The following is a 24221-nucleotide window of genomic DNA, read 5'->3' as shown; positions in this document are numbered from 1 at the left end:
CTTCATCGAGCGTCATACCTGCGCTTTCTGTCCGGCCGGTACCGCTTCCTCCGGGAGGGCGTCCGGGATCAGCGCCAGGCTGATGATCGTATTCAGCGACCACTGCGAAGCCTCGTTCGTGTTCATCCAGTCAAACTCGCGCAGCTCGTTCACGTAAGTGACGGCCGCGGCGTCTTTCTCAAGGTCCGTACAGGCAAACCGGTGCCCCAGGAGCGTCGACCAGGCAAAATCGGCCGTCCGTTGATCCTTCCGGTACCATGCCCCATACGCAACAAGCGCCAATGTCAGCACCGGATGCTCAAACCGCTGCGTGCTGATGACCCCGCTTGTGATCTGATCCTTTTCTTCCTGTGAGAGGTTATAAAAAATGCCGAAATCGGCCATCATTTCGTTCCATTCTTCATCCTTCAGCATGGCGGACAGTTCGAACCACACCTGCGGCGCTCCCATGCAGAGGGCCAAATGGCGGCCCCAGTTGTCGTCGCCCATCGGCGTCAGCACGCCGGTTTGCGGGTCGTAGCCATAGGTCGGGCCGGAAATCAGGCCGTAATTGGCCTGCTTGATGCATGCAATGCCGGTCAGCAGCTTATCGCGGTAGAATGAATCCTCCTGCCGCTCCCAGCGGGTCATCCAGTTTGAACTGAAGGCGGCCCAGTCCGGGCCGACCCGGATATGCGTCTTGTGCTCGTCTTTCGGAAAATAGGCCCGCATCGGGTCGATGTGAACAGTCGTATAATCGGCGTCCTTGGCCTCGTCCATCATGTCTCCGATCCGTTCGTCCCCCGTCAAATAGTAGTAGTACCGGTGCAGGCCGGCCATACCGATCCGGGCTTCCTTGCAGCCGCATCCCCAATGGACGACGTTGTGCCGGGAGCCGAGCCCGGCGTATTCGCCGAAATGGTATACGTCGACCTCGCTCGTATGCCGCGTCATCGCTTCCGCCATCCGGAAAATATCTTCGCGTCCCGAGCGTAAAAACATCAGCCACAGCCACATGTTCGGAACCAGCTCCGTATTCTGCCACGCGCAGCCGCCCAGGTCGTAGTTCCAGACGTGGCGGGCCGGATCGTAGCTGTGCATGAAATCGCCGTAATCCCAGAACCCGTACCAGCGCCGCTGTTCCACCTCCCTTTGGTAGAAAGCGATGATGCCGTCCAGCCTCTCTTCAAGACGTGCTTTGACCGGCATCCCCCGGTCCGGCAGGCTCCAGATGCCGAATGCGCCCTGGCTGTGCAGGTAGTCAGGGTCGCAAGCAAGCTGCGGAGGTGATTCGTTATACGCTGCGTAAGCCTCCAGTTCCGCCGGCGAAGGGGTCGATTCGCGGCACCAGATCGTCAGCTCACTCGTGTTCGCGACGCCGTAAGGGGTCGCCCTCATCTCCTCCGCGCCTTCGTACGACGATTCGACATGCGTCTTCGTATCGTAATGGCGCATGTCCATGGTAGGAGCTTCCGGCGACCAGAACCAGGCGGTCAGCTGCGCCTCGTCTCCCGTCAGCCCGTGCGCTTCCATGCCGGCGGGGTGCTTTTGCCAAAAATGGCGCATGGCCAGCGCCAGCCCCCCGCCTGGACCGCCGACGTAGGCGACGCCTCGCGCTCTGCGGCCTTCGGCGGCTTTGACCCAGCTGCAGCCGGACTGCGTCCGCTTGGCCATCCGGTAATGATCGGCCGAGAGCTGTGCCACCTTAAAGCCGTCCCAGCACGCCGATTCGTCCAGCAGGTTCATAAAATAATCGTCGTCCATTTGTTCGTCGGTCAGCGGATGGCCATCCAGCTGACGCTTAAACAGCTCCATGTATTTCCCTTTCGTCCGGCGCGTATGCAGCGTCTTCGGCGATTCGCTCAAAAAGCCGGTATCGCCGCTGAACCGGACGTGGCGGTTATAGAGCTTCTCCCGCATCGGCAGCGCAAAACGGATGCCGAGTCCCTTCACGAAGTCTTCGTTCGGATTGCCATCGTAAAAAAACGTGTGCACGATCCGGATGGACTCCAGCCCTGCGTAAGCGTAAAGCCGCAGCGAAAACGGCAGCCACTCCCCGGTCCCGTTCACGGCGCGGTGGCGGCCCGTCAGTTTGACGACTGCCCTCACCGGACCGGCCTGCTCTACCTTCGCCGAATAAATCCGCGATTGATACCACTCCTCCCGGATCGTGCGCGCGCCGGTCAGCTCGCTCACGCTTTCCTTGACGGCCACCAGTTCCCCGCCGGAGCAGACGAGAATTCCGCCCCGGTGTATGCTGCCTATAATCCGGCTGCCGCTCTTCGGAATATGAAAAGAAAAAACCCCCGTGTCCACATGGATGCCTTCATCCGTCTCGCTAACGGACAACGAAGGCGCTGATGCCGCTAGTACGGCTTCTCCTTTCTCGACGGCATACCTAGAGGGTACTCCCGCGGGAAAAACGGCCGCATGCGCCGTCCATTTGACACTGCCGTCCGGCCAATACGCGGCCGGCCAGCTCTGCAGGGTGGGAGCTTCACCACCCTCTTGAGCCTGCAGCGCCAGCGGCTCGTCTCTCCGCAGCTGTCCTTCCTTCCACGGGATCCCCCAGGTCACCCCGGCCGGAACCGTCGGGGCGTCCTTCAGCCAACGTACGTTTACTCGGGTTTCGTTCATGGACTCATCTCCTTTTGGCAATTCGTTTGCTTCCGCATTTGTCATCACGCCTTCAGTGTATAGAACGGCCATTTTCCCGGCAATGACACTTTCTTGGCGGGCCCGATGCGGCAGCATTGCACGTTTTCACCCGGCTTGCACATTCTTGCAGCGGGGCGTGCACCCTGGGAATGCATCCTAAATAGTATGCTTGGGCGGGGTTCCGCAAACTGGCAGCAGCATCATAAGAAGCCGGCAGCGGTTTTCTGTTGAACCGCTGCCGGCTTCTTCCGTAACTGTATCGCTGACGCCTATTCCGCCCGGCTCAGCTCGCGGTAGCGGGTTGGTGTCATCCCTTCAAGCTTTTTAAAGATCCGGTTAAAATAGCTGTGCTGGTAGCCGACCTGCTCGGCGACGGTGTTGATCTTCAGCTCCGATTCCCGCAGCAGCTCCTTCGCTTTTTCCAGGCGCAGCTCGGTCAGATAATCGATAAAGTTTTTACCGGTAACCCGCTTAAACGACTTGCTCAGAAAAAAAGGATTCGTGCCGATATGGTCGGCACAGTTATCGAGCGAAATATCGAGCATGTAGTTCTGCTGCATGTAGATCATCGCCTGCTCCATCAGCTGTTTGACCTGGCAGTCCGACCGGTTCGTCAGCTCCTGCATAAACGGAGCGATGACCTTCGCCTCGAACCAGTCCCGGAAGGCGGCCGGCTCTTTTATCTGCGAGAGCTGCTCATACAAGTTGACGCCTTTGAACAGCCGGTTCGGCTGGATGCCGGATACAAGGATCGCGTGCTGTACGGATCCGAGCAGATGGAGCATTCCCTGCTGGACATCGATTGCCTTCGCTCCTTGTACGGACAGCGAATCCTGAAAGTCGGCGAGCAAAGCCCGGGCATCCGCTTCCTGTCCGGTGCGAAGCGCCTGCAGGAACTCCCGCTCCAGCGTAAACGGATACGGAGGCTCGGCCCCGTCTTCGTAGTTCAGCTGTTCCATCTCGATGACCTGATTGTCATGCTCGAAGTTGCGGAAGCTTGCGGCATGCTTCACCCCCTCAAAGGCGAGCGGAATGTCGCTGATGCGGTTCATGGTCCGGCTGACGGCGATGGTGACGCGCATGTTGAGCAGCCGGTTGACCGCTTGCGTCAGCTCCTCGCTGAACACCTTGATCGGCTCTGCGCACGGCTCGCCTTCCGGCAGGATCAGCAGCACACCCGATCCGAGATCGTGGAAATTGATCGTGCTGCTCTGCTCGAAATGGGCGGCTGCCAGCTCTTCAATCATGTTGACCGACGCAAAAGTGACCAGTCCCTCGTCCCCGAACTTGAATTTCCCCTCCATGGCGGCGATGCCCGTCAAATGAACGTACAGCACGACGAACTGCTTGCCGTGCACCTGCCATCTGTACCGTTCCATACGCGAGCGCAGATCCTCCTCCGAATAGGCGTACAAATACCCCTGCAGCAGCTGATGAAGAAAGCTTTCCTTCACATGGGGCAGCTGCTCCAGCAGCTTGGCGTTCAGCTCCCGGCTCTCCCGGCTTAAGTGCTGCCACTGCCGCTCGATGATGGCAAATTCGTCGACGCTGCCCATTCCCGCTAAGGAAGCGTGCGGCTGCAAATTCGCCATCAGCCGTTTGACCGGCGAATAAATCCGCTTCGAGGCGAGCCACGCCAGCAGCACCGCCAGCAGGAGAGCACTCGCGCTGACCGCCAGAATGACTTTGGATATCAGCACGACCGGGGCCGTAATGTTCGTAATCGGCGAGGCCGACACGTACAGCCAGTTGTCCATGATGCGTGCAAAATAACCGTACGTGACCGCATAGGTTTTGCCGTTCCATTCAAAGAGAAAGGACCCTCGGGCCTTCCCATCGGATTCCACATCACCGCGGACCGCCTTGACAAAAGGCGAATCCATCCGGTTGCCGTTAGCGGAAACGTAGAGGCCGCCGCCCGCTTCCATCAGAAAATTTTCCCCGTCAGCATAAGGAGTCAGCGTCCTCAGCACCTCTGCGACTTGATCGTTGTCCAGCCTGACGACCAAAGCCCCGAGCGGATTGGAGCTGCCACCCGGGATGAGATGCACAAACGTCAATTCCGTCTTACCCTGCTGATCAGGGTCAAGCGCCTGCTGTGTCCAATACGTCGTCTTCCCCGCATCCATCAGACGTTCGTACCGGGAGATGAGCTGCCGGTCATTCAAGGCGGAGTATTCCGGATAAAACAATATCGGCTGGTCTCCGCGCAAATAAAGGCTGACGTTATGGATCATCGTATTGGAGCCCTGCATCACCAGCAGCGTGTTCGTGATATCGCGCGTTTTTTCAAAGTCGCGCACGAAGTCGTGGCCCCTCAGCGATTCATCAAAGCGCGAGTCAAACGCCCAGTGCGCCAGCATCATTTCCAGGTTGGACAGCTGCTTATCCATGTTCAGCGACCGCTGTTCGATCTGGTCATTATGGAGCTTCAGCAGTTCCTTCTCCAGCCTCCCGCCAGCCATGGAGTAGACAAGAATCCCGGTGATGATCCCGGGGATGCCAGCCACAACCAAGAACATAATCAGGCTTTTTCTGTAAAAGCTGCCCGATCCGCCGCCAGATAAGCGGGCCATTAGCGACTTCCATCCATTCATCGTCAGCTCACCAACCATATCCAAAATTTGTCGTCCCCGCCTTTATAGCGAGCCTTATGCCCTTTAAATATGTAAGCGTATACAATTAATCATACTTAAAAAAACCCTTTAGAAAACAGTACCCTCCGCCCCCCGGATATGTCCAGCATGAAACCCGAGAAAATCGTTCAAATAACCGGGGATAGGGAAATAACCCCACGACGTGGGGCTTTCTGCTTGCTGTGAAATCAGGTGTTTTACGGTACCCCGAATATAAAAATGATGTTCGAAAAAAAGAGGCCGGAGCCTCTCCAATCCGTTCACGGCCCCCGGCTAAAGGATACAGCTCCTCCAGTCCCCCAGCCGGTCACCGCTCGGCCTAATGTATCCCAGGCCGCCGTCTCTTTGGACAGCCGCACTGGTCACTTGCGCTGGGGCCGGTCAGGACTTCGAGGCGGCGTACAGCTCATTGATTTCCTTCACATAATCGTCGCCGCCCGATTTTTTCCACAGCTCGATCGCATCCCGCCATCCCTTCTCGTCGATCTGGCCGACGATAAATTTGATCCGGGCATCGTTAATGATGTTGCCAAGCTGCTGCCCTTTTTGTGCGTACACTTCGGAAATGAACGGCTCCGCCGGATTGGCGACGATCGTGTCCCGGTTTTTCAATTGAACCTCCGTCTGCTTCAAGCGAAGCGGCGTTTGGGCCACCTGGAGCCCTTTGCCTTCCGGAATGTACGGCACCATCTGATTCAGCCCTTCGACTTCCGACTCGAGCAGCACCGAGTCCGAGCTTCTCTCCAGCGTCTTGTCGTCGATCTTCTTGTAATGTTTGCCTTCAAGCCCGAAGCTGGTCAGCGTCTGCAGGTCCGGTTCGTTCAGCTGGTCGAGAAACTTCAGGATGCGGTCGACCTCTTCTTCGCTCTTTACGCTCGATTTCGGGATGGCCAGCAGCCCGGCGAAACCGGAAGTGGGCAGCGTATGAATTTGTCCGTCCGGACCGGTGACGGCCCCGAACACGTCCACGTACTGCTCCCTGGAATCATCTTTGCCCGCGTCCTTAAGCGCGGCATGAATTTTGTCGTCGGCGCGGGCCGCTCCGTCCACGACGTCGATAATGGCGCCGGCTTGGCCATTCACCAGCGGATCCGTCCACTTGGCTGAATCCATCACGGCGAAATCCTGATTGACGAGCTTCTCGTCGTACAGCTTCTTCATAAACTTGAGCGCTTCGAAATATTCGTCGTATTCGAATTCCGGCACCAGCTTGCCGTCCTTTTCGCCCCACACGTTTGGCGCGCCGAACCACAGCTTGATCTGGTCGAAACCGGCTCCCCAGCCTGCCGTCCATTTGACCATCACCAGACCGTACGTGTCGTCCTTGCCGTTGCCGTCCGGATCCTTCTCCTTAAACGCCTTCAGCATGTTGTAAAAATCGTCGATCGTTTTCGGCTGCTGCAGGCCTACCTTCTCCAGCCAATCCTGGCGGTAATATACGCCGTTACGGCCGAGCTCGCGCCCGCGGTAGATGCCGTACGTTTTGCCGTTTATCGAGGAGTTGTTCAGAATAACTTCGCTGGCCTGACTGAGGTTCGGATAATTTTTCAGCTTGTCGGTCAAATCCCAGAACGCCCCCGATTTCACCGCGCTCACGAAGCTGGGGCCTTTCGAGTCTGGCACGTAAATGATCTTCGGCAGATTTCCGGATGCAAGCGTAATGTTGAATTTATCGCCGTATGAAGCATTAGGCACCCATTCGAAATGGATGTCCGTGTTCGTCAGCTTCTCCAGCTCCGCGGCGACGGGGCTGTCATCCTTCGGATAGTTCGTTTTAAAAATCGGGAGCATAATGTTCAGCTTAAGCGGCTTCTCCGCCTCTGCGGAAGCGATTGCAGAAGGAGCTGCGGACGAATCGCCCGAGGCGCCCTCGCTGCCGCCGCTGCCGGATGAGCAGCCTGCGAGCGCTGCGGCGCAAACCGTGCTCAAAATGAGAAATGTGGACACGCGTTTCGCTTGCTTTTTCTTTTTCTTCACGAAAATAGCCTCCTTTTAACGTTAGATCATATTGCAAAACCACCCGGGCTCCAAGCGAAAAATCAGTGTTGATGTGTATAAATTCCGGAGCATTTCGGCGACACACGGTGAACAGCCTGACTTTTACCTTTAACCTTTGACCGAGCCCAGCAGAACCCCTTTGGCAAAGTGCTTTTGCAGGAACGGATACACGCACAGAATCGGAATCGTGCCGACGACGATGACGGCCATTTTGATCGATTGGTCCGGCGGTTTCACAAAATTCGGGTCCATGGAGTTCAAATCGCCCGCGGCCGCCTGTGACAGCAGGACGATCTGGCGCAGCATGACCTGCAGCGGCCATTTCTCAGGATCGTTAATATACAGAAGAGCTGCAAAGAAATCGTTCCAATGCCCCACGGCGTAAAACAGGGTGAAGGTGGCGAGAACGGGCATCGAGAGCGGCATCACAATCCGCCATAACAGCCCCAGCTCCGAGCAGCCGTCGATGCGGCCCGCTTCCTCAATTTCTTTCGGAATCTCCTGAAAAAAGTTTTTGACAATGATCAGGTTAAACGCACTGATTGCACCAGGCAGCATGAGCGCCCACAGCGAATCGAGCAGGTGCAGCTCCTTGACGACCAGGTACGTCGGAATCATCCCTCCGCCGAACAGCATGGAGAAGATGACGAGATTGAGCACCAGATTGCGGCCGTAAAGTCCTCTCTTGGCCAAGGAATAGGCCATCGTGACCGTAAAAAACAGATTGACGAGCGTACCGATGACGGTAACGTAAATGGAAACGCCGATGCTCTTGACGATCGTCCCCGTCGAAAAGATAAACTCATAGGCCGCTAAGGTAAAGGTTTTCGGGATAAAAAACACCGCCCTCTGCGTCAGCTCCGCGTCCGAGGCAAAGGAACCCGCAATGACGTAGACGAAAGGTAGCACGGCGGCCAGCCCGAACAGCGTTAGGACGATATAGTTAGCCACGTCGAACGTGGCGCCGGCCGCGGTCCTGTATTGCTTGGCCATGGAAGGATTTCCCCTTTCTGAATGGGTTAGTACAGTCCGGATTCGCCGAATTTTTTCGCCAGCCAGTTCGTGCCGAGCACGAGCGTGACGCCGACGATCGATTTGAACAGCCCGACGGCCGTACTGTAGCTGAACGCGCCCTGCGTAATGCCCATCGCGTACACGTAAGTGTCGAACACTTCGCCCACCGTGCGGTTGAGCGGATTCAACATCAAATAGATTTGCTCAAAGCCGTTATCCAGCACGCTGCCCATCCGCAGGATCAGCAGGATCACGATCGTGCTGCGGATCGCCGGCAGCGTCACATGCCAAATTTGCCGCCAGCGGTTCGCTCCGTCGATCGTCGCCGCCTCATACTGCTCCACGTCGACGGCCGCCAGCGCCGCCAGGAAAATAATCGTTCCCCAGCCGCATTCCTTCCAGATCGTTTGCAGGATGATCATCGGCCTGAACCATGACGGATCGGACAGAAACTGGATTTTGTTGCCCGTATATTGGAAGAGCAGCTCATTGACGGTGCCGCCCTCCGTCGTCAGAAACACGTAAGTCAAGCTCGCCACGATGACCATCGATATAAAGTGCGGAACGTAGATCATCGTTTGGATGGTTCGCTTGAAGAATGCGAGCCTGACTTCGTTCAGCAGGAGCGCCAATATGATCGGAGCCGGGAAGAAGAAGATCAGATTGTAGAACGACAGCAGCAGTGTATTGCGCAGCAGCATATAAAACTCGGGGTTTTCAAAAAACAGGCGGAAATGCTCGAAGCCCACCCATTCGCTTTTCCAGAACCCGGTGAACGGCTGATAGTTTTGGAAGGCCAGCAGCACGCCCCACATGGGCACATATTTGAATATTAAAAAATAAAGCAATCCGGGGAGCAATAACAGGTATAGCCATTTGTCCCTGCGCAGCCTGGCCGCGATGCTCGTGCGGTAAACCGCCGGCTTGGACGCTTGTGGAAGATTCCCTTGGGCCGTCGCCTGCTCCATCGCTTTCCACCTCCATATGTGTTCATCGCCTCGCGAGCGTTGTGGCCTAATTATGGGTCAACGCTTTCTTTTCCGGCAATGAGACATTTTTGAAGACTCCCGGAGCGCGGGTTTACGGCATGTTTTAAAAAAGTGCAAAGCCGGCAAAAGAGTGTTATGCGGCGATATTTGCACTGCAAAAATATCCGATTGCCTTCACCGCGGCCCCCTTCTAAAGTGGGGTTGGCAACCATACAGCGGAATGGAGTGGAACGCAAATGATGAATAAGCTTTATCACTGCGCGGCTTTTTATCCGGAATTGTGGAGCGGCGAAGTCGTCCGGGAAGATATCCGGCGGATGGCGGAAAGCGTCGGCACGCTCATCGGCGGTCCATCGCCGGGCTTGTCCTTTCTGACGGAGACGAAGCGGGGGCAAGGCAGAATCATGCTGCTCGGCTCGCTGCCTGCAGGAGACGAGGGCAGCGAGATGCTGGAGCGGATGCTGATCCATTACGGGAAAGAAGCGAACGTAACGCGGATGGCAGAAGTGACGATCGGCACGATCGTGGCGCCGCGCGAAACGGAGACGGAGGAACTATCGGTGATTGTCAACATGAACGGGGAAGGCGGGAGCGTGACGCTGCCTCGCGAAGGCTTCGACAAGCTGAGCGGCGAGCGTGTCACCGCAGGCCAGATGGAGGTCGGCCGCTATGAATACCGCATGATCGCCTTCCCCTCCGGCTCCCCCAAGAAGTGACGTGAATGGCCCCATGCCTTGCAGCCTGCAAAAAGAAAAGCCACATTCGCTTGGTTTAGCGGATGCGGCCGATTCAACATCATGATGAAGTGGCGGAAGTGTTATGTTCCCGCTCCGCTTCATATACATATTCAATGTCATCGTAAGCTGCCAAATAATTGACGACCAGATCGTATCCTTGCAGATACCAGGTGTCCTGTTCCTCTATAAAAAAGGCCACGCCCTCAAGCTCTTCCTTCAGCACCGGATGCTCCGGGTTCTCCACGGAAATGCCGAGCGAAAATCCGGGATGCAGTCCGCCGCCCGAGCTGTAGCGGGGAAAAAAGCGAAGCGCCGCGCCCTCTGCCAAATTCAATTCTCGTTTATACCAGCGTGCAGCGTCTGGGCTGATCCGCAGTTCCATCTGGTTTCACTCCCTCTCTCTAATCTGTATGTTCATAAGTACATCATAACATTTTTTTGCGGATTCCTGAAAATATAAATTGACAGCTCTCTTGACGCGATGATAAAATTTTCTGCATACGAGATCCGTTTTCAATTTATTCCCAAATGAACCCGACAAGGTCGTGTCCTTGATACGCAAGTGCTCCCTGTTCGGGCTCAAGACCAACATCAACAAGAAAGGGTGAGTTCTGTGTTCAATATGATAAATTTTCATCCACGCAACCATCATCAAGATCTTTATCAATTGAATACTGGAGCAGCCCTGCTGGTGAGGCCTTCTTAAGGAGCGCGATGAAGTCGTGCCTCTTGGAGCCATTGAATATTAACCTTCCGCGGTACGGCTGCTCACACTCAACCGTACGCATGATAAATGTAGGATTGCAAGGCATATCGTCCGTATACGGATGGTATGCCTTTTTTAATTTTCCATGAACTCCGCAAGCAAGAACTGCCGGCATTTTAGACCTGAGAGGAAGTGAAAGTTTTGTTTTCCGTACTTAAAAACCTGGGCTGGTTTTTCCGCCAGGAAAAGAAGCGTTACTTGATCGGTTTGATCATGCTGATCCTCTGCGGAATCGGCGAGCTGTTTCCCCCGCGTTTTCTCGGAAACGCCATCGACGAAATCGTCCGCGGTTCGATTACCTGGACTTCGCTGACACGGTATATTGTGCTGATTCTCGGTACGCTCACCGTGATTTACATCATCACCTACATATGGATGCACAAGCTGTTCGGCGGCGCTAACCTCGTGGAGCGCATCCTGCGTTCCCGCTACATGAACCAGCTGCTGCGCATGGTCCCTCCGTTCTTCGAACGGAACCGGACGGGTGATTTGATGGCCAGAGCCACCAACGACCTGCGTTCCGTTGCCAACACGGCGGGCTTCGGCATGCTTGTGATGACAGACTCGACGGTGTACCTCAGCGTCGTGCTGCTGGCGATGGGCTTTCTCATCAGCTGGAAGCTGACGCTCGCCGCCATCCTGCCGCTGCCGTTTATCGCCCTGGCCATGAAAATTTACGGCAAGGTCATTCACGAACGGTATACGGCCGCTCAGGACGCGTTCGGTGACATGAACGACCAGGTGCTGGAATCGGTCGCCGGGGTGCGCGTAATCCGGGCGTACGTTCAGGAGCGTGAGGACCAGCGCCGGTTCAAGGAAATTACGGACGATGTGTACCGCAAAAACATGCGGGTCGCCAAGCTGGACGCCCTGTTCGAGCCGACCATCCGCTTATGCGTAGGCGCAAGTTACGTGATCGGCCTGGCTTTCGGCATTTATCTCGTTTTTAAAAATCAAATTACCCTGGGGGATCTCGTATCGTTCAATATGTACCTTGGGATGATGATCTGGCCGATGTTTGCGATCGGTGAGCTGATCAATGTCATGCAGCGGGGCAGCGCCTCCCTCGACCGGGTCAATGAGACGTTATCGGTCGTGCCGGACGTTCAGGATGCGCCCGATCCGGTTCAGGTGGAGCGTCCCGACACGATTGAGCTGCGGGATGTCACGTTCCGGTATCCGACCTCATCGGTCGACAATCTGAAGCACATTAACCTGACCTTGCATAAGGGCCAGACGCTCGGCGTCGTGGGACGGACCGGCAGCGGTAAGTCGACGCTCTTGAAGCAGCTGCTGCACGAGTATCCGACGGGAACAGGCGATATTCTGATCTCGGAGGTTCCGATCGAGCGCATTACCCAAAACCAGCTTCACAGCTGGATCGGCTATGTTCCGCAGGAACAAATCCTATTCTCTAAATCGGTCCGGCAAAATATCCAGTTCGGCAAATTCCAGGCCGAAGACGACATCATTATGGAAGCAATCGCGACAGCTGCGTTTGACAACGACCTGCACACGCTCGCAGCCGGACTTGACACCCTCGTCGGCGAGAAAGGCGTATCCCTTTCCGGCGGCCAGAAGCAGCGCGTATCGCTGGCCAGAGCGTTCATCTCCGATCCGGAGATCCTGATTCTCGATGACGCCCTCTCCGCGGTCGACGCCCGGACCGAGGCGCGGATCATCGACAATATCCGCAAGCAGCGCTCCGGCAAAACGACGCTGATCTCCACGCACCGCCTGTCCGCCATCGAACATGCGGACTGGATCGTGGTGCTGGATGAAGGAGCCATCGTCGAACAAGGAACCCACGCGCAGCTGCTCTCCAAAGGCGGCTGGTACCGCGAGCAGTTTGAACGGCAGCAGGTCGAAAACAATTTGTCCACTTAAAAATGAGGTGTAAACCTATGAATTCCAAAGCTAGCGTAGGCAAGCGGCTGTTCCAGTACGCCCTATGCGCCAAAGGCATCTTTATCGCGGCCATCATCGCCCTTGCGATCGGCGTCGGCGCCGAGCTTGCCGGCCCGTTCATCGCCAAGACGATGATCGACGATCATATGCTGGGTATTGAAAAGCCGTATTTTGAAACGACATCATCTGAAAACGCCGTATCCTACAACGGCTATTATTACAAGCGCGGTGACCGCTTCGGTGAAGGAGAAGCCAAAGGCCAGGAAGTCCGGCTGCTGCAAATCGGACGGGACTTTTATTTTGTCAACCAGCCCGTAGCCAATCCGGACGGGGAGCGCAAATTCGAGAACGGACGGCTGACGATCAGCCGCGGCGGCGCTGTGGAAACCTATCCGGCCGCCAAGCTGTCCGCGAGTGAGCTGTATTCCTTCTACAAGCTGGAAATACCGGGTATTTTGAAGCTCGTCGGACTGTACTGCATTTTCCTGGTGATCAGCATCTTTACGGAATTCGGCAAAACGTACTGGCTGCAGTCTTCCGCCAACAAAGTCATCCAGAAGCTCCGGACTGACATCTATGCGCATATGCAGCGGCTTCCGGTGTATTTCTTCGATACACTGCCTGCCGGCAAGGTAGTCTCCCGCATCACCAATGACACCGAAGCGGTCAAGGACCTGTTTGTTGCGGTGCTGTCGAACTTCAGCTCGGGGATCATCTATATTACCGGGGTGTATATCGCCTTGTTCCTGCTGGACGTCCGGCTCGGCCTCGTCTGCTTGTTCGTCGTCCCGCTGCTGATCGTATGGATCGTGCTCTACCGGAAATTCGCGACCAAGTACAACACGATCATCCGGTCGCGCTTAAGCGAAATTAACGCCATCATCAATGAGTCCATTCAAGGGATGTCCATTATCCGCATATTCCGCCGGCAGAAGCAGACGTCCGAAGAGTTTGAAGCCTTGAACGACGACTATATGAAGCATCAGAACAAAATGCTCAATTTGAACGCGCTAACGACACACAATCTGGTCAACGTGCTGCGCAGCTTCTCCTTTGCCGTGATCCTCTGGTACTTCGGCTTTGGCACGCTGACCGGAGGCAGCGCCGTGTCGCTCGGCGTGCTGTACGCCTTCGTCGACGTGCTGGGGCGCCTGTTCCAGCCGATCACCGGGATGGTCAATCAGCTCGCCGCCCTGGACTCTTCCATGGTCTCGGCCGGCCGCGTATTTACGCTGATGGATGAGCCGGGCGAAGACGTGACGGACGGAAGTATGCCGCGGTACAAAGGCAACGTCGAGTTCAAAAACGTCTCCTTTGCCTACAAGGAAGACCATTATGTCCTGAAAAACATCAATTTTGAAGCGAAGCAGGGGCAGACGGTCGCTTTGGTCGGCCATACCGGTTCCGGCAAAAGCTCGATTATCAACCTGCTGTTCCGGTTCTATGACCCGCAAAAAGGGACGATCACCATCGACGGCCAGGATGTGACCGCACTGCCGAAGCAATGGCTGCGCCATCATATGGGCATCGTCCTCCAGGATCCGTACCTCTTCACAGGTACGATCGCCTCGAACGTCAGTCTGGGCGACGCCAAAATTTCGCGCGAGCAAATTGAAAAGGCGCTGCGCGATGTCGGCGCCGAGCGGATCCTTGCGCATCTGCCGCAGGGCTTCGATGAGCCTGTCGTCGAGAAGGGCAGCACACTCTCGGCGGGACAGCGCCAGCTGATCTCGTTTGCGCGCGCGCTCGCCTTCGATCCGGCGATCCTCATCCTCGACGAGGCCACGGCCAACATCGATACCGAGACGGAGAGCCTGATCCAATCCGCGCTTGAGGTGCTGAAGAAGGGTCGTACGACGTTCATCATCGCGCACCGTCTCTCGACCATCCGCAGCGCCGATCAGATTCTGGTGCTGCACCGGGGCGAGATTGTCGAGAAAGGCAGCCATGACGAGCTGATGAAGCTCGGCGGCAGATACTATCAAATGTATCAGCTTCAGCAGGGCTCGGGTGCAGCCGCACCTGCCCCGGACAGCGGAATCAAAGCACAGCCGCCGGTTCAGGCGCCTTCACCGGTGTAATTCGCCGGGGGATGCCATACAGACTGCATACTGCGATTCTCGACCGTGGTCATCCTACGGCCATGTGGCCACTATGGGGTTAAAAGAACATATACGAAAAACAACAAAAGGGAGCGAATCCGTGATCGGATCGCTCCCTTTTTAATGCCATGAGCTTACACTTAGTAACCAGTCTAATACTACTTCTGTTCGGCTGATAATGGACGGAAATGCTGTTACACCACCGTCCCCCTGCTCGATCGTTTCGGCGCTGCGCTGATCCGGCTCCGCCATCATCCACGTACGGCTTACGGCTGCTATGCAATACTGTTACAGCGGTTTCCTCAGCTGCATCTCCCGTTTCTCTCCACCTCATCCGGTCCTCCCGATATGGTCATGACCGTTCTGCCGTTGTTCGCCCCGGCTGCGCGGCTGCACCGGAATCCGGATCGACACGCAGGTTCCGATCCCCGGCCGGCTGTACAGGGAGACGCCGTAATCGCTCCCGAAATACAGCTTGATTCGGTCGTTTACGTTCCGGATGCCGTAACCTTTGCGCTGCTGCGAGGTGCCTGGCCCGGCCGTGCCCGCACCCGAGCCCGAGCCGGACAGCTCCTCCACCCGCTCCCGAGTCATCCCGCTGCCGTCGTCGATGATCTGGAAAACGATCGAGTCGGTCCCGGCGTCCATCCGCCCGACAACCCGGATATAAATCCGGTCCCCGCGCCAGGCATGCTGCAGCGCGTTCTCGATGAACGGCTGAAGAATCAGCTTCACCGTCATAAACTTGACGATCTGCGGGTCGATGTCAAAATGAACCTCCATCCGCTCACCGTACTTGACCTGCTGGATATCGATATATGCCTGCGCCTGCTCGATTTCATGATAAATCGAAATGACGGTCTGCCCTTCATTCAGCGACAGCCGGTAAAACTTCGCCAGGTTCATGACCATCTGGTGCTGCTTATCCACTTGCCCGAACTTGGCCAGCCGGCTGATCGATGAGAGCGTATTGTACAGGAAGTGCGGGTTGATCTGGGCCTGCAGCGTCTCAAGCTCTGCTTCCTTTTTCTTTAAATTCGTGACGTACACTTCCTGGATCAAATGCTCCGTCTGCTCGCCCAGCTTGTTCAGCGAGCCGGCGATGATCGTAAATTCGTCGTTCCCCCGGTAATGGATCCGCTTGTGAAAATCCCCCTGCTGAAAACGCTGCAGCACCGATACGACCTTGGACACCCTTCTGGAAAAGAAGCGGGACACCCCGTAGGCGACGATCGAGATCAGGCCTACGCTGAGCAGACAAATGATCAGCGTAAGCAGGTTCACCTTGCGCGTGTCCTGCTCTACCACGCTGTTCGGTACGTAGGCCGCCAAGTTCCAGCCGAGCTCCGGCAGCGTTTCCTCCAGCATCGTATAACGGCCCGGATCGATCTCCACCTTGCTCCCGGGTTCGGAAGCCAGCAGCAGACCGCTTTCGCCGGAAGCGTACATTCGCCGGCCTCCCTCCCCGCTGATCGACAGCATGCTGCCGCTGCCGATTTTGCCCGCATCGACGCTCCGGAAAATTTCGGACAAATAAACGCTGATCCGGATAAACCCGATCGTCTCCAGCTTCATTGGATCGCGGGTATCGACCAGCCGCCGCAGCAGCGAGATCCTCCCGAACATGCCGTCGTCCTCCACCTGCCTCCACACGACGGTTTTGCCGTATTCCTCCGGAGGAAAGTCAGCGTACCACGGTTTGTTCTGGATCCGGTTCAAATGGTACAAATCCCAATGATTCCCCCTGGTCAAAGGGTCCGTCCCCTGCGGGTCGGCGTTATAGATTTCGGGCAGCGTTTCGTTTTTTAAATAAATGCTCATCCAGATCCGCAGGTTGCTCGAATCCGTGACTTGGCGGAACTTTGGAATCAGAAGCTTTTTTGTAGTCTGGTAGCTGACCCAGCCCTCCTCGTATCGCATCAGCTCCAAGGGCATGCTTTCGTCAAAGTACAGCAAGTCCGACAGCCGTTGCGTGTCCTCCATTTTATAGGCGATGTTGTCGCGGATCTGCTTCAGCGTCCCGGTCAAATTCGTGTTCATTTGCTCGCGGTAGGAGTTGACGAGGATTGTATTGGCGATATAACCGAACATAAAAATCGGCACGATGATCAGCACCAAATAGGAGATAAACAGTTTGACGCCAAAGGGCAGGAACAGCTTCCCGCCTGGCGGCCTCATTGCCGCGCGCCTCATTATACGTTTCTCCTGAACTGGCCCGGCGTCATGCCGAACACCTCTTTAAATTGCCGGCTGAAATAGGGCATATACCGGTACCCGACCCGGTCGGCCACTTCGTAGACCTTCACTCTGGGATCCCTGAGGAGCTCGCCCGCTTTCTCCATCCGCAGGTGAATGACGTATTCGCTGAAATTCGTGCCCATCACTTCCTTGAAGAGCGTTCCCAAATAGTTTGGGGAAAAGCATAGGTGGTCGGCGACTTCCTTCAGCGTCACATTTTCGTGCAGCTGCTCTTTCACGTACCGGATCATTTCGTCAACGAGCTTCGAGCTTTTCTTCTGCTTACGGCGCTGAATAACCTCTGCGGCGGCAAAGAGCCGTTTTCGCAGCCAGGAACGGATATCGTCGATCGTCTCGAGCTGCAGCATCACATCCGGACTGCCTCCCGTTTCCTCTTGGAAGGCGTTCGCAAGGCTCTCGTTGATCGCCCGGAGGTGATGCTCGAGCCCAAGCAGGATGTGCATGACGAAATATTGGATTTTCAGCTTCGATCTCATCCCGGCCGCAGCGGCGAACAGCCGGTCGATTTCGTCGCTGACCGTGACGAGATCGAAGTTCACTACAGCGGTATACAGGGGCTCGAGCGGCAGAGCGGTTTGGGAAGGCTGCTCGAGGGCATCGTCCCATTTCAGTTCCCCATGGCGGATGACCCGGCCCTTGCCAGCGATCAGCTTGCACGACAGCGCCTCCAGGGCCTCACCGTAAGAACGGCGCAACCCGGTCAGATTTACCGCTTCTTCTCCTACACCGACCGTGACGGAGAAGGGATGCAGCTCTTGAATCCGATCCGCCAGAGCCGACAGCGCTTGTAAGTCCACCCCGTCTTCGATCAGCACGAAAATCCGCCGTCGCGAAGTTTTGCACACATGCCGGATCCGGGCCTCGGTGAGCAGCGGAACCAGCGAATCGTAAAATCGGTTGAACCATTCCTGCTGGCGGTGTTCCGGCATCGGGTCGAGCTTCCAGCTGAGGTCGTCCAGCTCGACGGCGGCCGCACGCACCGGCCATCCTAAACGGTCAAACCCGTAGCTTTCCTGCAGCACCCCGGCAGCCTCTTCGGCTTCCGCGCCTTCGAGAAGCTTCAATAGATAGTCATTTTTGGCGATTTCCCGGTAAGCCTGTTCGTTCTGCTGCCGCCGTTTCTCCTGATCAAGCTGCTGCACGACGGTGCGCAGCGCATCGGTCAGCTCCTTATCGTCCATCGGCTTCAGCACGTAGCTGAACGCGTTCAGGGCAATCGCCTCTTTAACATAGTGAAAATCCTGGTAACCACTCACGAAAATAACCCGAAGCCGGCCCGCGAACTCCCGTGCCTTTCTGGCCAGCTCCAGGCCTGTCATGCTAGGCATATGTACGTCTGTTACTAAAATATCGACCGGCTGGCGTTCCAGCAGTGCCAAGGCGTCAAACCCATTGTTCACCGCGCCTGTCACTTCCAGCCCCAGTTCTGCCCAAGGAATAAAAGAGCGCATACCCTCCAGATCAAGAATCTCGTCATCCACGATCAACACTTTGTACATGAACTCATCTCCTGATCATTAAAATGAATACTATGGTCAGATCCCGGCTTCAGACAAACATCCCTTCATCCGTCCCACGCGATCATGCCAACTACCCTGAATACGCCCCGGACGCTGGAGAAGCGAGCAGCCGCCCCGGGTCGGGACGGCATCCTCGCGATTAGAAGAATTAGTATCATTATACTAGAACATGCTAGATTTAGATTATTGACCGCCGATTTTTTTCAGGTTCTCCTGCCATTTCTGCGTCTTGTATTCGAGCAGTTTGTCGTATCCGACCGCCAATGCGTCCTTCTGAGCCTGGTCCAGAATCGCCAGCACCTCGTCGTCGCTCTTCGCGTACAGCGCTTTGGCGCGGGATTCGGAGAAGATTTCGTCCACGCTCTGCTGAATGATACCTTCTTCGGTATCCGGCAGTGGGCTCAGGTTGACGAAGGCGGTGGCGTTATACTGCGTTTTCCACGTAATTTCGGATTGGTAGCGGCTCTCCCAATTTTGTTTTTCCGGCGGAAGCGTCTTCTCGAATTTCATCTTCGACTTGTCGATATAGACGGTATTGCCGTTCCACTGGAGATTCACCGTCGCATCCATAATATCGCTGCGCTTTTGGATGTCGTTAGTGTATGTGTCGGTAAAGACCGGATATCCTTCTTCATCCGTTCCCTGCCACAGCGTTCCTTCAGGTCCCCACATGATGACCCGGCTTCCTTCTTCTCCGGTCAGCCAGTCAAGGAACGCAAAGATCTTCTCCGGATCCTTGGCGGACTTCGTAATGACGGCCACGTTCCAGCCCAGCTGATTGTAGGTTCCCGTCCAAATCTTGTTTTTGTCCAGCCCTTCCTTATGCACAGGCCAGATCATTTCGTAACCGGAAGTCGGGTCCTTTTTCTTGAGCTCCACGTCGCCTTTGCTGCCGTATTCCGTCGGGCTTGCTCCGGCTGCGATGGCAAAACGGCCGTTGTACGCTTTTTCAAGAATCTGGTCTTTCGTTTGGGTTAATGCATCCTGGGCCATCAGCTTTTCGCGGAACAGCTTGGAGGCAAACTGCATGGACTCGCGGTAGACTGGATCCTGGAAAATGGACGTCAGCTTATTGTCGACCGGCACGGCTCTCTCTTTCAAATACACCGGCGGATGGTCTTCCCCGAACGCCCCGTACAGAATATCAAGCCCCTGCCCGTCCTTGGCCAAATCCGGCTCGAACGGCACCATGTTCGGATACTTGGCCTTCACGCTCTTCAGGTAGTTATACAGATCGTCAGTTGTCTCCAACTTTGGCGAGCCAAGCTCTTTGTACACCTTGCTGTTCATCAGGTATCCGGCATTGCCCGCAGGCTGCGAGGTATACCAGTTCGGGAATTGGTACAGCTTGCCGTCACTTGAGCGGAGCATGTTGAGCGTCGAGTCACCGGCCCATTTTTTCAAATTCGGATATTTGTCCAGATAGTCGTCATAAGGCACCAGCATGCCTGCCGCACGCAGCCGCTCCACATCGGCGCCGCGCTCCATCCAGATCACGTCAGGCAGCTCTTTGGACGCGATCATCGTGTTGAGCTTTTGGGCCGCATTGCCGCCGGAGTTGATGGCCGTGACATTGACCTTTTTGCTATCCTGAATCCATTTGCTCGCAACGTCCCCGCCCCAGGTCGGCATCGTATACCAGTCATAGTGGCCGTAGAACGTAAAGTCGACTGGCGCGCTTCCGAGCTGGAAGGGCTCCGAGGCGCTGCCGCTTCCTTCTTTCGTTTCGGATTTACTCTCTGCCTTCGGTGCGGCTCCGTCGGTCGTTTTCTCTCCACCGCCTGAACAGCCCGCCAGCGCCGTGGCTGTCGTGCACAGGAACACCAAGGCCACGAGCAGCGATCTTCTCCAACTTTTCATGCGTGATAACCCCTTTTCCCTATTGTCAAATTTATGTTCAAAGCAGCAATCGCTCCAAACCCTACTCCTTCAACGATCCCACCATGACGCCCTTCACGAAATACTTCTGTACAAACGGGTACACGGCGATAATCGGCAGCGTCGCCACCATCATCGTCGCCATTGAAAGCGACTTGGTCGTCACGCTTTTCATCGTTTCGAGCCTGCTCTGGGCAGCCGAGTCCAGCTTGGACATCTGCTCGGTCATAATATTCGTGCTCAGTATCTGCTGAAGCATGGATTGGATCGGCAGCAGCTTCTCGTTGGTGATGTAAATGCTGGGCAGAAACCACTCATTCCAATGAGCGACCGCGGTAAACAGCCCGAGCGTGGCGATGACTGGTCCCGACAGCGGCAGGATGATCCGGAAAAAAGTGGCCCAGTTGCCGCAGCCGTCGATTTTGGCCGATTCCTCCAGGCCTCCGGGAAGCCCCATGAAAAACGTCCGGAAGATGATCATGTTCCATACGCTGATCAGACCCGGGATGATAAACACCCAGAACGAATTCATCAAGCCCAGACCGCGGACGACGAGAAAAGTCGGAATGAGCCCGCCGCCGAAATACATCGTCACGACGCACACCAGCATGTAAAACTTGCGGCCGATCAGCTCCTTCTTCGTCATGCCGTAGGCGAAGATGGCGGTGCACAGCACCGACAGAATGGTGCCGACGACCGTCCGGAGCACGCTGATCAAAAACGCGTTGGCAATCCGGTCATCCTGAAAGACGACCCGGTAATTTTCCAGCGACCATACCCGCGGCCAGAACGTGATCCCGCCGAGTGCCGTGTCCATGCCGTTGTTCAGCGAAATGACGAGTCCGTTCCAGAACGGGTAGAATGTGCTGAATCCCAGTAAAATAAGCAGCAAATAAATGAAGACCATCATGATCCGGTCACCGGTACTTGTATATTTCACTATACTGCAGCCTCCCTGTTTCCTGCGGTGTCTCCCGCGCTTACCACAAGCTGTTTCCCGACCTGCGGGCAAAGTAGTTGGCAAAGGTCAGCAGGCCGACGCTGATCACAGCCTTGAACAAGCCAACCGCCGTGGCGTACGAGTAGCGCTGGTTGGTGATGCCCACCCGGTACACATAGGTATCGATGACGCTGGCCACATCCCGCAGCACCGGATTTGCCCCGAGCAGGAGAATGTCTTCAAAGCCGGCGCTCAGCAGATTACCAATCGCCAGGATCATAAAGATAACGACCACCGGCATAATGGAAGGGATCGTGATCATAAACACCTGCTTGACCCTTCCCGCTCCGTCGATGGATGCTGCCTCATACAGGCTGGGGTTGATCCCTGCGATCGCCGCCAGATACACGATCGAATTGAATCCGATCTCCTTCCAAACGCTGGTCGAGACGATAATGCCCCAGAAATACTCCGCCCGCCCCAAAAAGCCGATCGGCTCCTTAATCAAATGCAGCTTCTGCAGCAGGATGTTCAGGCTGCCGTTATCCGTGGACAGGATCGACATGGCAAACCCGGCAACGATCACCCAGGACAGAAAGTGCGGCAGGTAGCTGATCGTCTGAACGACCCTTTTAAAGAACATTTGCCTGACTTCGTTCAGCATCAGGGCCAGAATGATCGGCGCGGGAAACCCGATACCAAACTTCAGCAGGCTGATGATGATCGTATTGCGCAGAATCGTCCAGAACTCGGGTGCGTGAAAAAACATGCTGAAATGCTTGAATCCCACCCACGGACTGTTCCAAAACCCGTTAAAAATGTTATAGTCCTGAAAAGCCATCAGTACGCCGTACATCGGTATGTATGAAAAAATAAAAATCAAAATGAGCGCCGGTATGACCATCAGCTGAATATCCCACTGCCTGAGCATCCGGTAAGCCAATCCCCGCTTTTTCCTCCTCTCGGTGATGGGCACGCTGTTCGCAAGCTGCGACATCCTCTTCCCCCCTTGCCAACATTGTAAACGGGAAGGGTGCCGCGATACTATTTGCCTCGTCAACGAAAAATGATACTTTTAACCGGAATATTCCTATTCTTGATCCAGCCGCAAAAAAATCCCCCTGTCTCCGGTATCCGGAAAGCAGGGGGATCCAGTATCACCGCGATGTGCGGACGATACGATTCATTGTTTATTGGGTCACGGAAGGCATCTCTTCGAGCGATCCCTTCAGGGAAATGCCCGTACCGAGGCCGCCGCCGGTTTGCTTGACGCTGACCTGAATTTTGCTGTCCATGTAAAAGGAAGCCTTGGCCGTGGAAATGACCTGCGGATACATCATGCCGGGGGCGGGTTTCGTGACGGAGTAATAGGCGACCGCCTTCCCTTCCGAGACGAATTCGATCCGGTCGATCTTGAGGCCGTATCCTGGATTCGGCATGTCCTCTTTGGTAAGGACGATCCGGTTCACCTGGTCGTTCACCTTCTCGACACTGACAGCGACCTGGTCATCGTTCTCCGGCTGATTTACCTGCTGATGCGAAGCAACGAAATTCATGGCGTGATAGACCATCTCCGCCGCCTCCATCCGGGTGATGTTGTCCCTTGGATGGAATTTCTGCTGCGCATCTAGTTCGGCTATGTGGGTAAGGAGCAGAAACTGGACGGCTTCCCGCGATCCAGAAGCCATGTCGTTCTCATCCTGGACCGTGACATACATTTTGATCAGCGGGTAGTCACCGGTAGCGGTAACGGCTTTGTAGAGCATCTGCGCGAACTCTTCCTTCGTGACCTTGTCGTTCCAGCTGCCGATGGTCGATGCCACAAGCCCGTGATCCAGCGCCGTTTCGGCTGCTTGAGCATACCAGGCTGTGGATGGAACCGCCAGCGTCCCGGCGTTCGCTGCACCTGCATCCGGCTGAAGCTTCATCGCTTTCACCAGCATCTGCACGCTTTGGGCTGTCGTCAACGGCTCGGCCGGACCGAACCGGTCCGCGGAAATCCCGTGAATGACCCCTTGCGTTTGCAGCGCTTCGGCGATACCCTCCTGCTGCTTATTCGGCAGATCCGAGAACGCATACGCGGAAGACGCCGACACCAGACAGCCTGCCGCCACCATGAACGCAGCCCATTTCTTTGTGATTTTCATCCAAATCACCTCCTCAGCCTCTCAGACGGGGAACCTCCCGCAAATGTTTCAATATGCCTGTAGGCCGGAATGCCTATTTTATGAACAGTCAGTGCGGATTGGAAACTCCCGGCTGATCATTCTCCAGCCCCAGCTTGACGTATAATTCATTCGTATACCCCTGCAGCTTCTGCTCGAGCTCCTGGGCTTGATCCCGAAAAGCGGTCAGCTCGCGGATCATCCGTGCGCGACCGTCCGGCGTGAACGTCTCCTTGATCCGTTCCTTGAAATAATCGTGAACGATATAATTCCGCTGCTTCCATACCTCTTTTAATAGAAGCGTCTCTTCTTCCGTAAAAGGAAAGTGATGCCGGATTTCGTTGACGAGCTGGCCCAGGGAACTGCTGAGCTTGCGGCGGTACAGCTCGGTCAGTTCCTCTTCGGAGGGAACCTCCCCCTTCGACAGCTTCATCAGCATCAGCAGATTGGTCAGCTGCTGCTCCAATGCCTGCGAATAGTATACGGCCAAGCCGAAATACGCGAACAGTTCCTTCGATTGCTGCTCGATACCTTGTAGACCGACTGATTTCATGCTTTTCCTCCTGACTCCTGCTGCCGAGGTTCAACCTCTTATGTAAATATTCCTGATCGGACAGACCTATCTCCATGTTACCGTGCTTACGGTCCAATCACAACCCGGGGGTAGAAGGA

Annotated in this window: 16 protein-coding genes; 3 read left to right on the top strand and 13 right to left on the bottom strand. The window is 55.7% G+C overall.

Features of this window, described 5'->3' with window-relative positions; genetic code table 11:
• Nucleotides 1-12: 12 nt before the first annotated feature.
• The 5 genes from GCU45_RS28760 to GCU45_RS28740 all read right to left on the bottom strand — a co-directional run bounded on the left by GCU45_RS28760 (nt 13) and on the right by GCU45_RS28740 (nt 9253).
• Nucleotides 13-2616: an exo-rhamnogalacturonan lyase family protein gene (locus GCU45_RS28760; protein WP_152402359.1), complete on the bottom strand. Its 2604-nt coding sequence runs from the start codon at nt 2614-2616 to the stop codon at nt 13-15.
• A 290-nt stretch (nt 2617-2906) separates the two neighbouring features.
• Nucleotides 2907-5252 (bottom strand): helix-turn-helix domain-containing protein, encoded by a 2346-nt coding sequence (locus tag GCU45_RS28755; RefSeq protein WP_244364679.1) that lies wholly within the window; start codon nt 5250-5252, stop codon nt 2907-2909.
• Between the two features lie 402 nt (nt 5253-5654).
• Complete coding sequence (locus tag GCU45_RS28750) at nt 5655-7250, bottom strand: extracellular solute-binding protein (RefSeq protein ID WP_152402357.1); 1596 nt, start codon at nt 7248-7250, stop codon at nt 5655-5657.
• A gap of 129 nt (nt 7251-7379) precedes the next feature.
• The gene (locus tag GCU45_RS28745; protein WP_152402342.1) at nt 7380-8264 is read right to left on the bottom strand and encodes a carbohydrate ABC transporter permease; all 885 of its coding nucleotides are present in this window, start codon (nt 8262-8264) and stop codon (nt 7380-7382) included.
• Between the two features lie 26 nt (nt 8265-8290).
• Nucleotides 8291-9253: an ABC transporter permease gene (locus tag GCU45_RS28740; protein ID WP_152402340.1), complete on the bottom strand. Its 963-nt coding sequence runs from the start codon at nt 9251-9253 to the stop codon at nt 8291-8293.
• A 257-nt stretch (nt 9254-9510) separates the two neighbouring features.
• On the opposite strand from GCU45_RS28740, the gene GCU45_RS28735 reads away from it, so the two are divergent.
• On the top strand, nt 9511-9990 hold the full coding sequence (locus tag GCU45_RS28735) for a Beta-galactosidase C-terminal domain (protein WP_152402338.1): 480 nt from the start codon (nt 9511-9513) through the stop codon (nt 9988-9990).
• A gap of 79 nt (nt 9991-10069) precedes the next feature.
• Here GCU45_RS28735 and GCU45_RS28730 read toward each other — a convergent pair whose 3' ends face one another.
• Complete coding sequence (locus tag GCU45_RS28730; RefSeq protein ID WP_145948987.1) at nt 10070-10393, bottom strand: HesB/YadR/YfhF family protein; 324 nt, start codon at nt 10391-10393, stop codon at nt 10070-10072.
• A 525-nt stretch (nt 10394-10918) separates the two neighbouring features.
• Here GCU45_RS28730 and GCU45_RS28725 point away from each other — a divergent pair.
• Complete coding sequence (locus GCU45_RS28725; protein WP_152402336.1) at nt 10919-12664, top strand: ABC transporter ATP-binding protein; 1746 nt, start codon at nt 10919-10921, stop codon at nt 12662-12664.
• Nucleotides 12665-12681: 17 nt separating this feature from the next.
• Nucleotides 12682-14766 carry an ABC transporter ATP-binding protein gene (locus GCU45_RS28720; protein WP_167527254.1) on the top strand — a complete coding sequence of 695 codons (2085 nt, stop codon included), beginning with the start codon at nt 12682-12684 and terminating at the stop codon, nt 14764-14766.
• Between the two features lie 351 nt (nt 14767-15117).
• Here GCU45_RS28720 and GCU45_RS28715 read toward each other — a convergent pair whose 3' ends face one another.
• From GCU45_RS28715 to GCU45_RS28685, 7 genes are all read right to left on the bottom strand, one after another.
• Nucleotides 15118-16980: a sensor histidine kinase gene (locus GCU45_RS28715; RefSeq protein WP_244364313.1), complete on the bottom strand. Its 1863-nt coding sequence runs from the start codon at nt 16978-16980 to the stop codon at nt 15118-15120.
• Nucleotides 16980-18545 carry a response regulator gene (locus GCU45_RS28710; protein ID WP_152402333.1) on the bottom strand — a complete coding sequence of 522 codons (1566 nt, stop codon included), beginning with the start codon at nt 18543-18545 and terminating at the stop codon, nt 16980-16982. Before GCU45_RS28710 ends, GCU45_RS28715 begins: the two co-directional genes overlap by 1 nt.
• Nucleotides 18546-18749: 204 nt before the next feature.
• On the bottom strand, nt 18750-20426 hold the full coding sequence (locus GCU45_RS28705) for an extracellular solute-binding protein (RefSeq protein ID WP_152402331.1): 1677 nt from the start codon (nt 20424-20426) through the stop codon (nt 18750-18752).
• Nucleotides 20427-20487: 61 nt separating this feature from the next.
• Nucleotides 20488-21354 (bottom strand): carbohydrate ABC transporter permease, encoded by an 867-nt coding sequence (locus GCU45_RS28700; protein WP_152403389.1) that lies wholly within the window; start codon nt 21352-21354, stop codon nt 20488-20490.
• A 70-nt stretch (nt 21355-21424) separates the two neighbouring features.
• Complete coding sequence (locus GCU45_RS28695; protein WP_244169236.1) at nt 21425-22315, bottom strand: ABC transporter permease; 891 nt, start codon at nt 22313-22315, stop codon at nt 21425-21427.
• A 259-nt stretch (nt 22316-22574) separates the two neighbouring features.
• Nucleotides 22575-23531, bottom strand: coding sequence for a protease complex subunit PrcB family protein (locus GCU45_RS28690; protein ID WP_152402329.1), 957 nt, complete (start codon nt 23529-23531; stop codon nt 22575-22577).
• A gap of 88 nt (nt 23532-23619) precedes the next feature.
• A complete protein-coding gene (locus tag GCU45_RS28685) occupies nt 23620-24102 on the bottom strand; it encodes a hypothetical protein (protein WP_105443582.1) in 483 nt (160 codons plus the stop codon).
• Nucleotides 24103-24221: the final 119 nt, after the last annotated feature.

Origin of the sequence: Paenibacillus cellulositrophicus (assembly GCF_009363095.1) — a bacterium.
Taxonomy (GTDB): domain Bacteria; phylum Bacillota; class Bacilli; order Paenibacillales; family Paenibacillaceae; genus Paenibacillus_AQ; species Paenibacillus_AQ favisporus.
This window is presented reverse-complemented; position numbering and strand designations above follow the sequence as displayed.

Excerpts from the sequence above, each read along its gene's own strand:
- GCU45_RS28710 (WP_152402333.1), bottom strand. The coding sequence starts at position 18,545 with ATGTACAAAGTGTTGATCGTGGATGACGAGATTCTTGATCTGGAGGGT.
- GCU45_RS28695 (WP_244169236.1), bottom strand. The coding sequence starts at position 22,315 with ATGCTCAGGCAGTGGGATATTCAGCTGATGGTCATACCGGCGCTCATT.
- GCU45_RS28690 (WP_152402329.1), bottom strand. The coding sequence starts at position 23,531 with ATGAAAATCACAAAGAAATGGGCTGCGTTCATGGTGGCGGCAGGCTGT.
- GCU45_RS28760 (WP_152402359.1), bottom strand. The coding sequence starts at position 2,616 with ATGAACGAAACCCGAGTAAACGTACGTTGGCTGAAGGACGCCCCGACG.
- GCU45_RS28720 (WP_167527254.1), top strand. The coding sequence starts at position 12,682 with ATGAATTCCAAAGCTAGCGTAGGCAAGCGGCTGTTCCAGTACGCCCTA.
- GCU45_RS28735 (WP_152402338.1), top strand. The coding sequence starts at position 9,511 with ATGATGAATAAGCTTTATCACTGCGCGGCTTTTTATCCGGAATTGTGG.
- GCU45_RS28755 (WP_244364679.1), bottom strand. The coding sequence starts at position 5,252 with ATGGTTGGTGAGCTGACGATGAATGGATGGAAGTCGCTAATGGCCCGC.
- GCU45_RS28740 (WP_152402340.1), bottom strand. The coding sequence starts at position 9,253 with ATGGAGCAGGCGACGGCCCAAGGGAATCTTCCACAAGCGTCCAAGCCG.
- GCU45_RS28715 (WP_244364313.1), bottom strand. The coding sequence starts at position 16,980 with ATGAGGCGCGCGGCAATGAGGCCGCCAGGCGGGAAGCTGTTCCTGCCC.
- GCU45_RS28730 (WP_145948987.1), bottom strand. The coding sequence starts at position 10,393 with ATGGAACTGCGGATCAGCCCAGACGCTGCACGCTGGTATAAACGAGAA.
- GCU45_RS28685 (WP_105443582.1), bottom strand. The coding sequence starts at position 24,102 with ATGAAATCAGTCGGTCTACAAGGTATCGAGCAGCAATCGAAGGAACTG.
- GCU45_RS28745 (WP_152402342.1), bottom strand. The coding sequence starts at position 8,264 with ATGGCCAAGCAATACAGGACCGCGGCCGGCGCCACGTTCGACGTGGCT.
- GCU45_RS28705 (WP_152402331.1), bottom strand. The coding sequence starts at position 20,426 with ATGAAAAGTTGGAGAAGATCGCTGCTCGTGGCCTTGGTGTTCCTGTGC.
- GCU45_RS28700 (WP_152403389.1), bottom strand. The coding sequence starts at position 21,354 with ATGATGGTCTTCATTTATTTGCTGCTTATTTTACTGGGATTCAGCACA.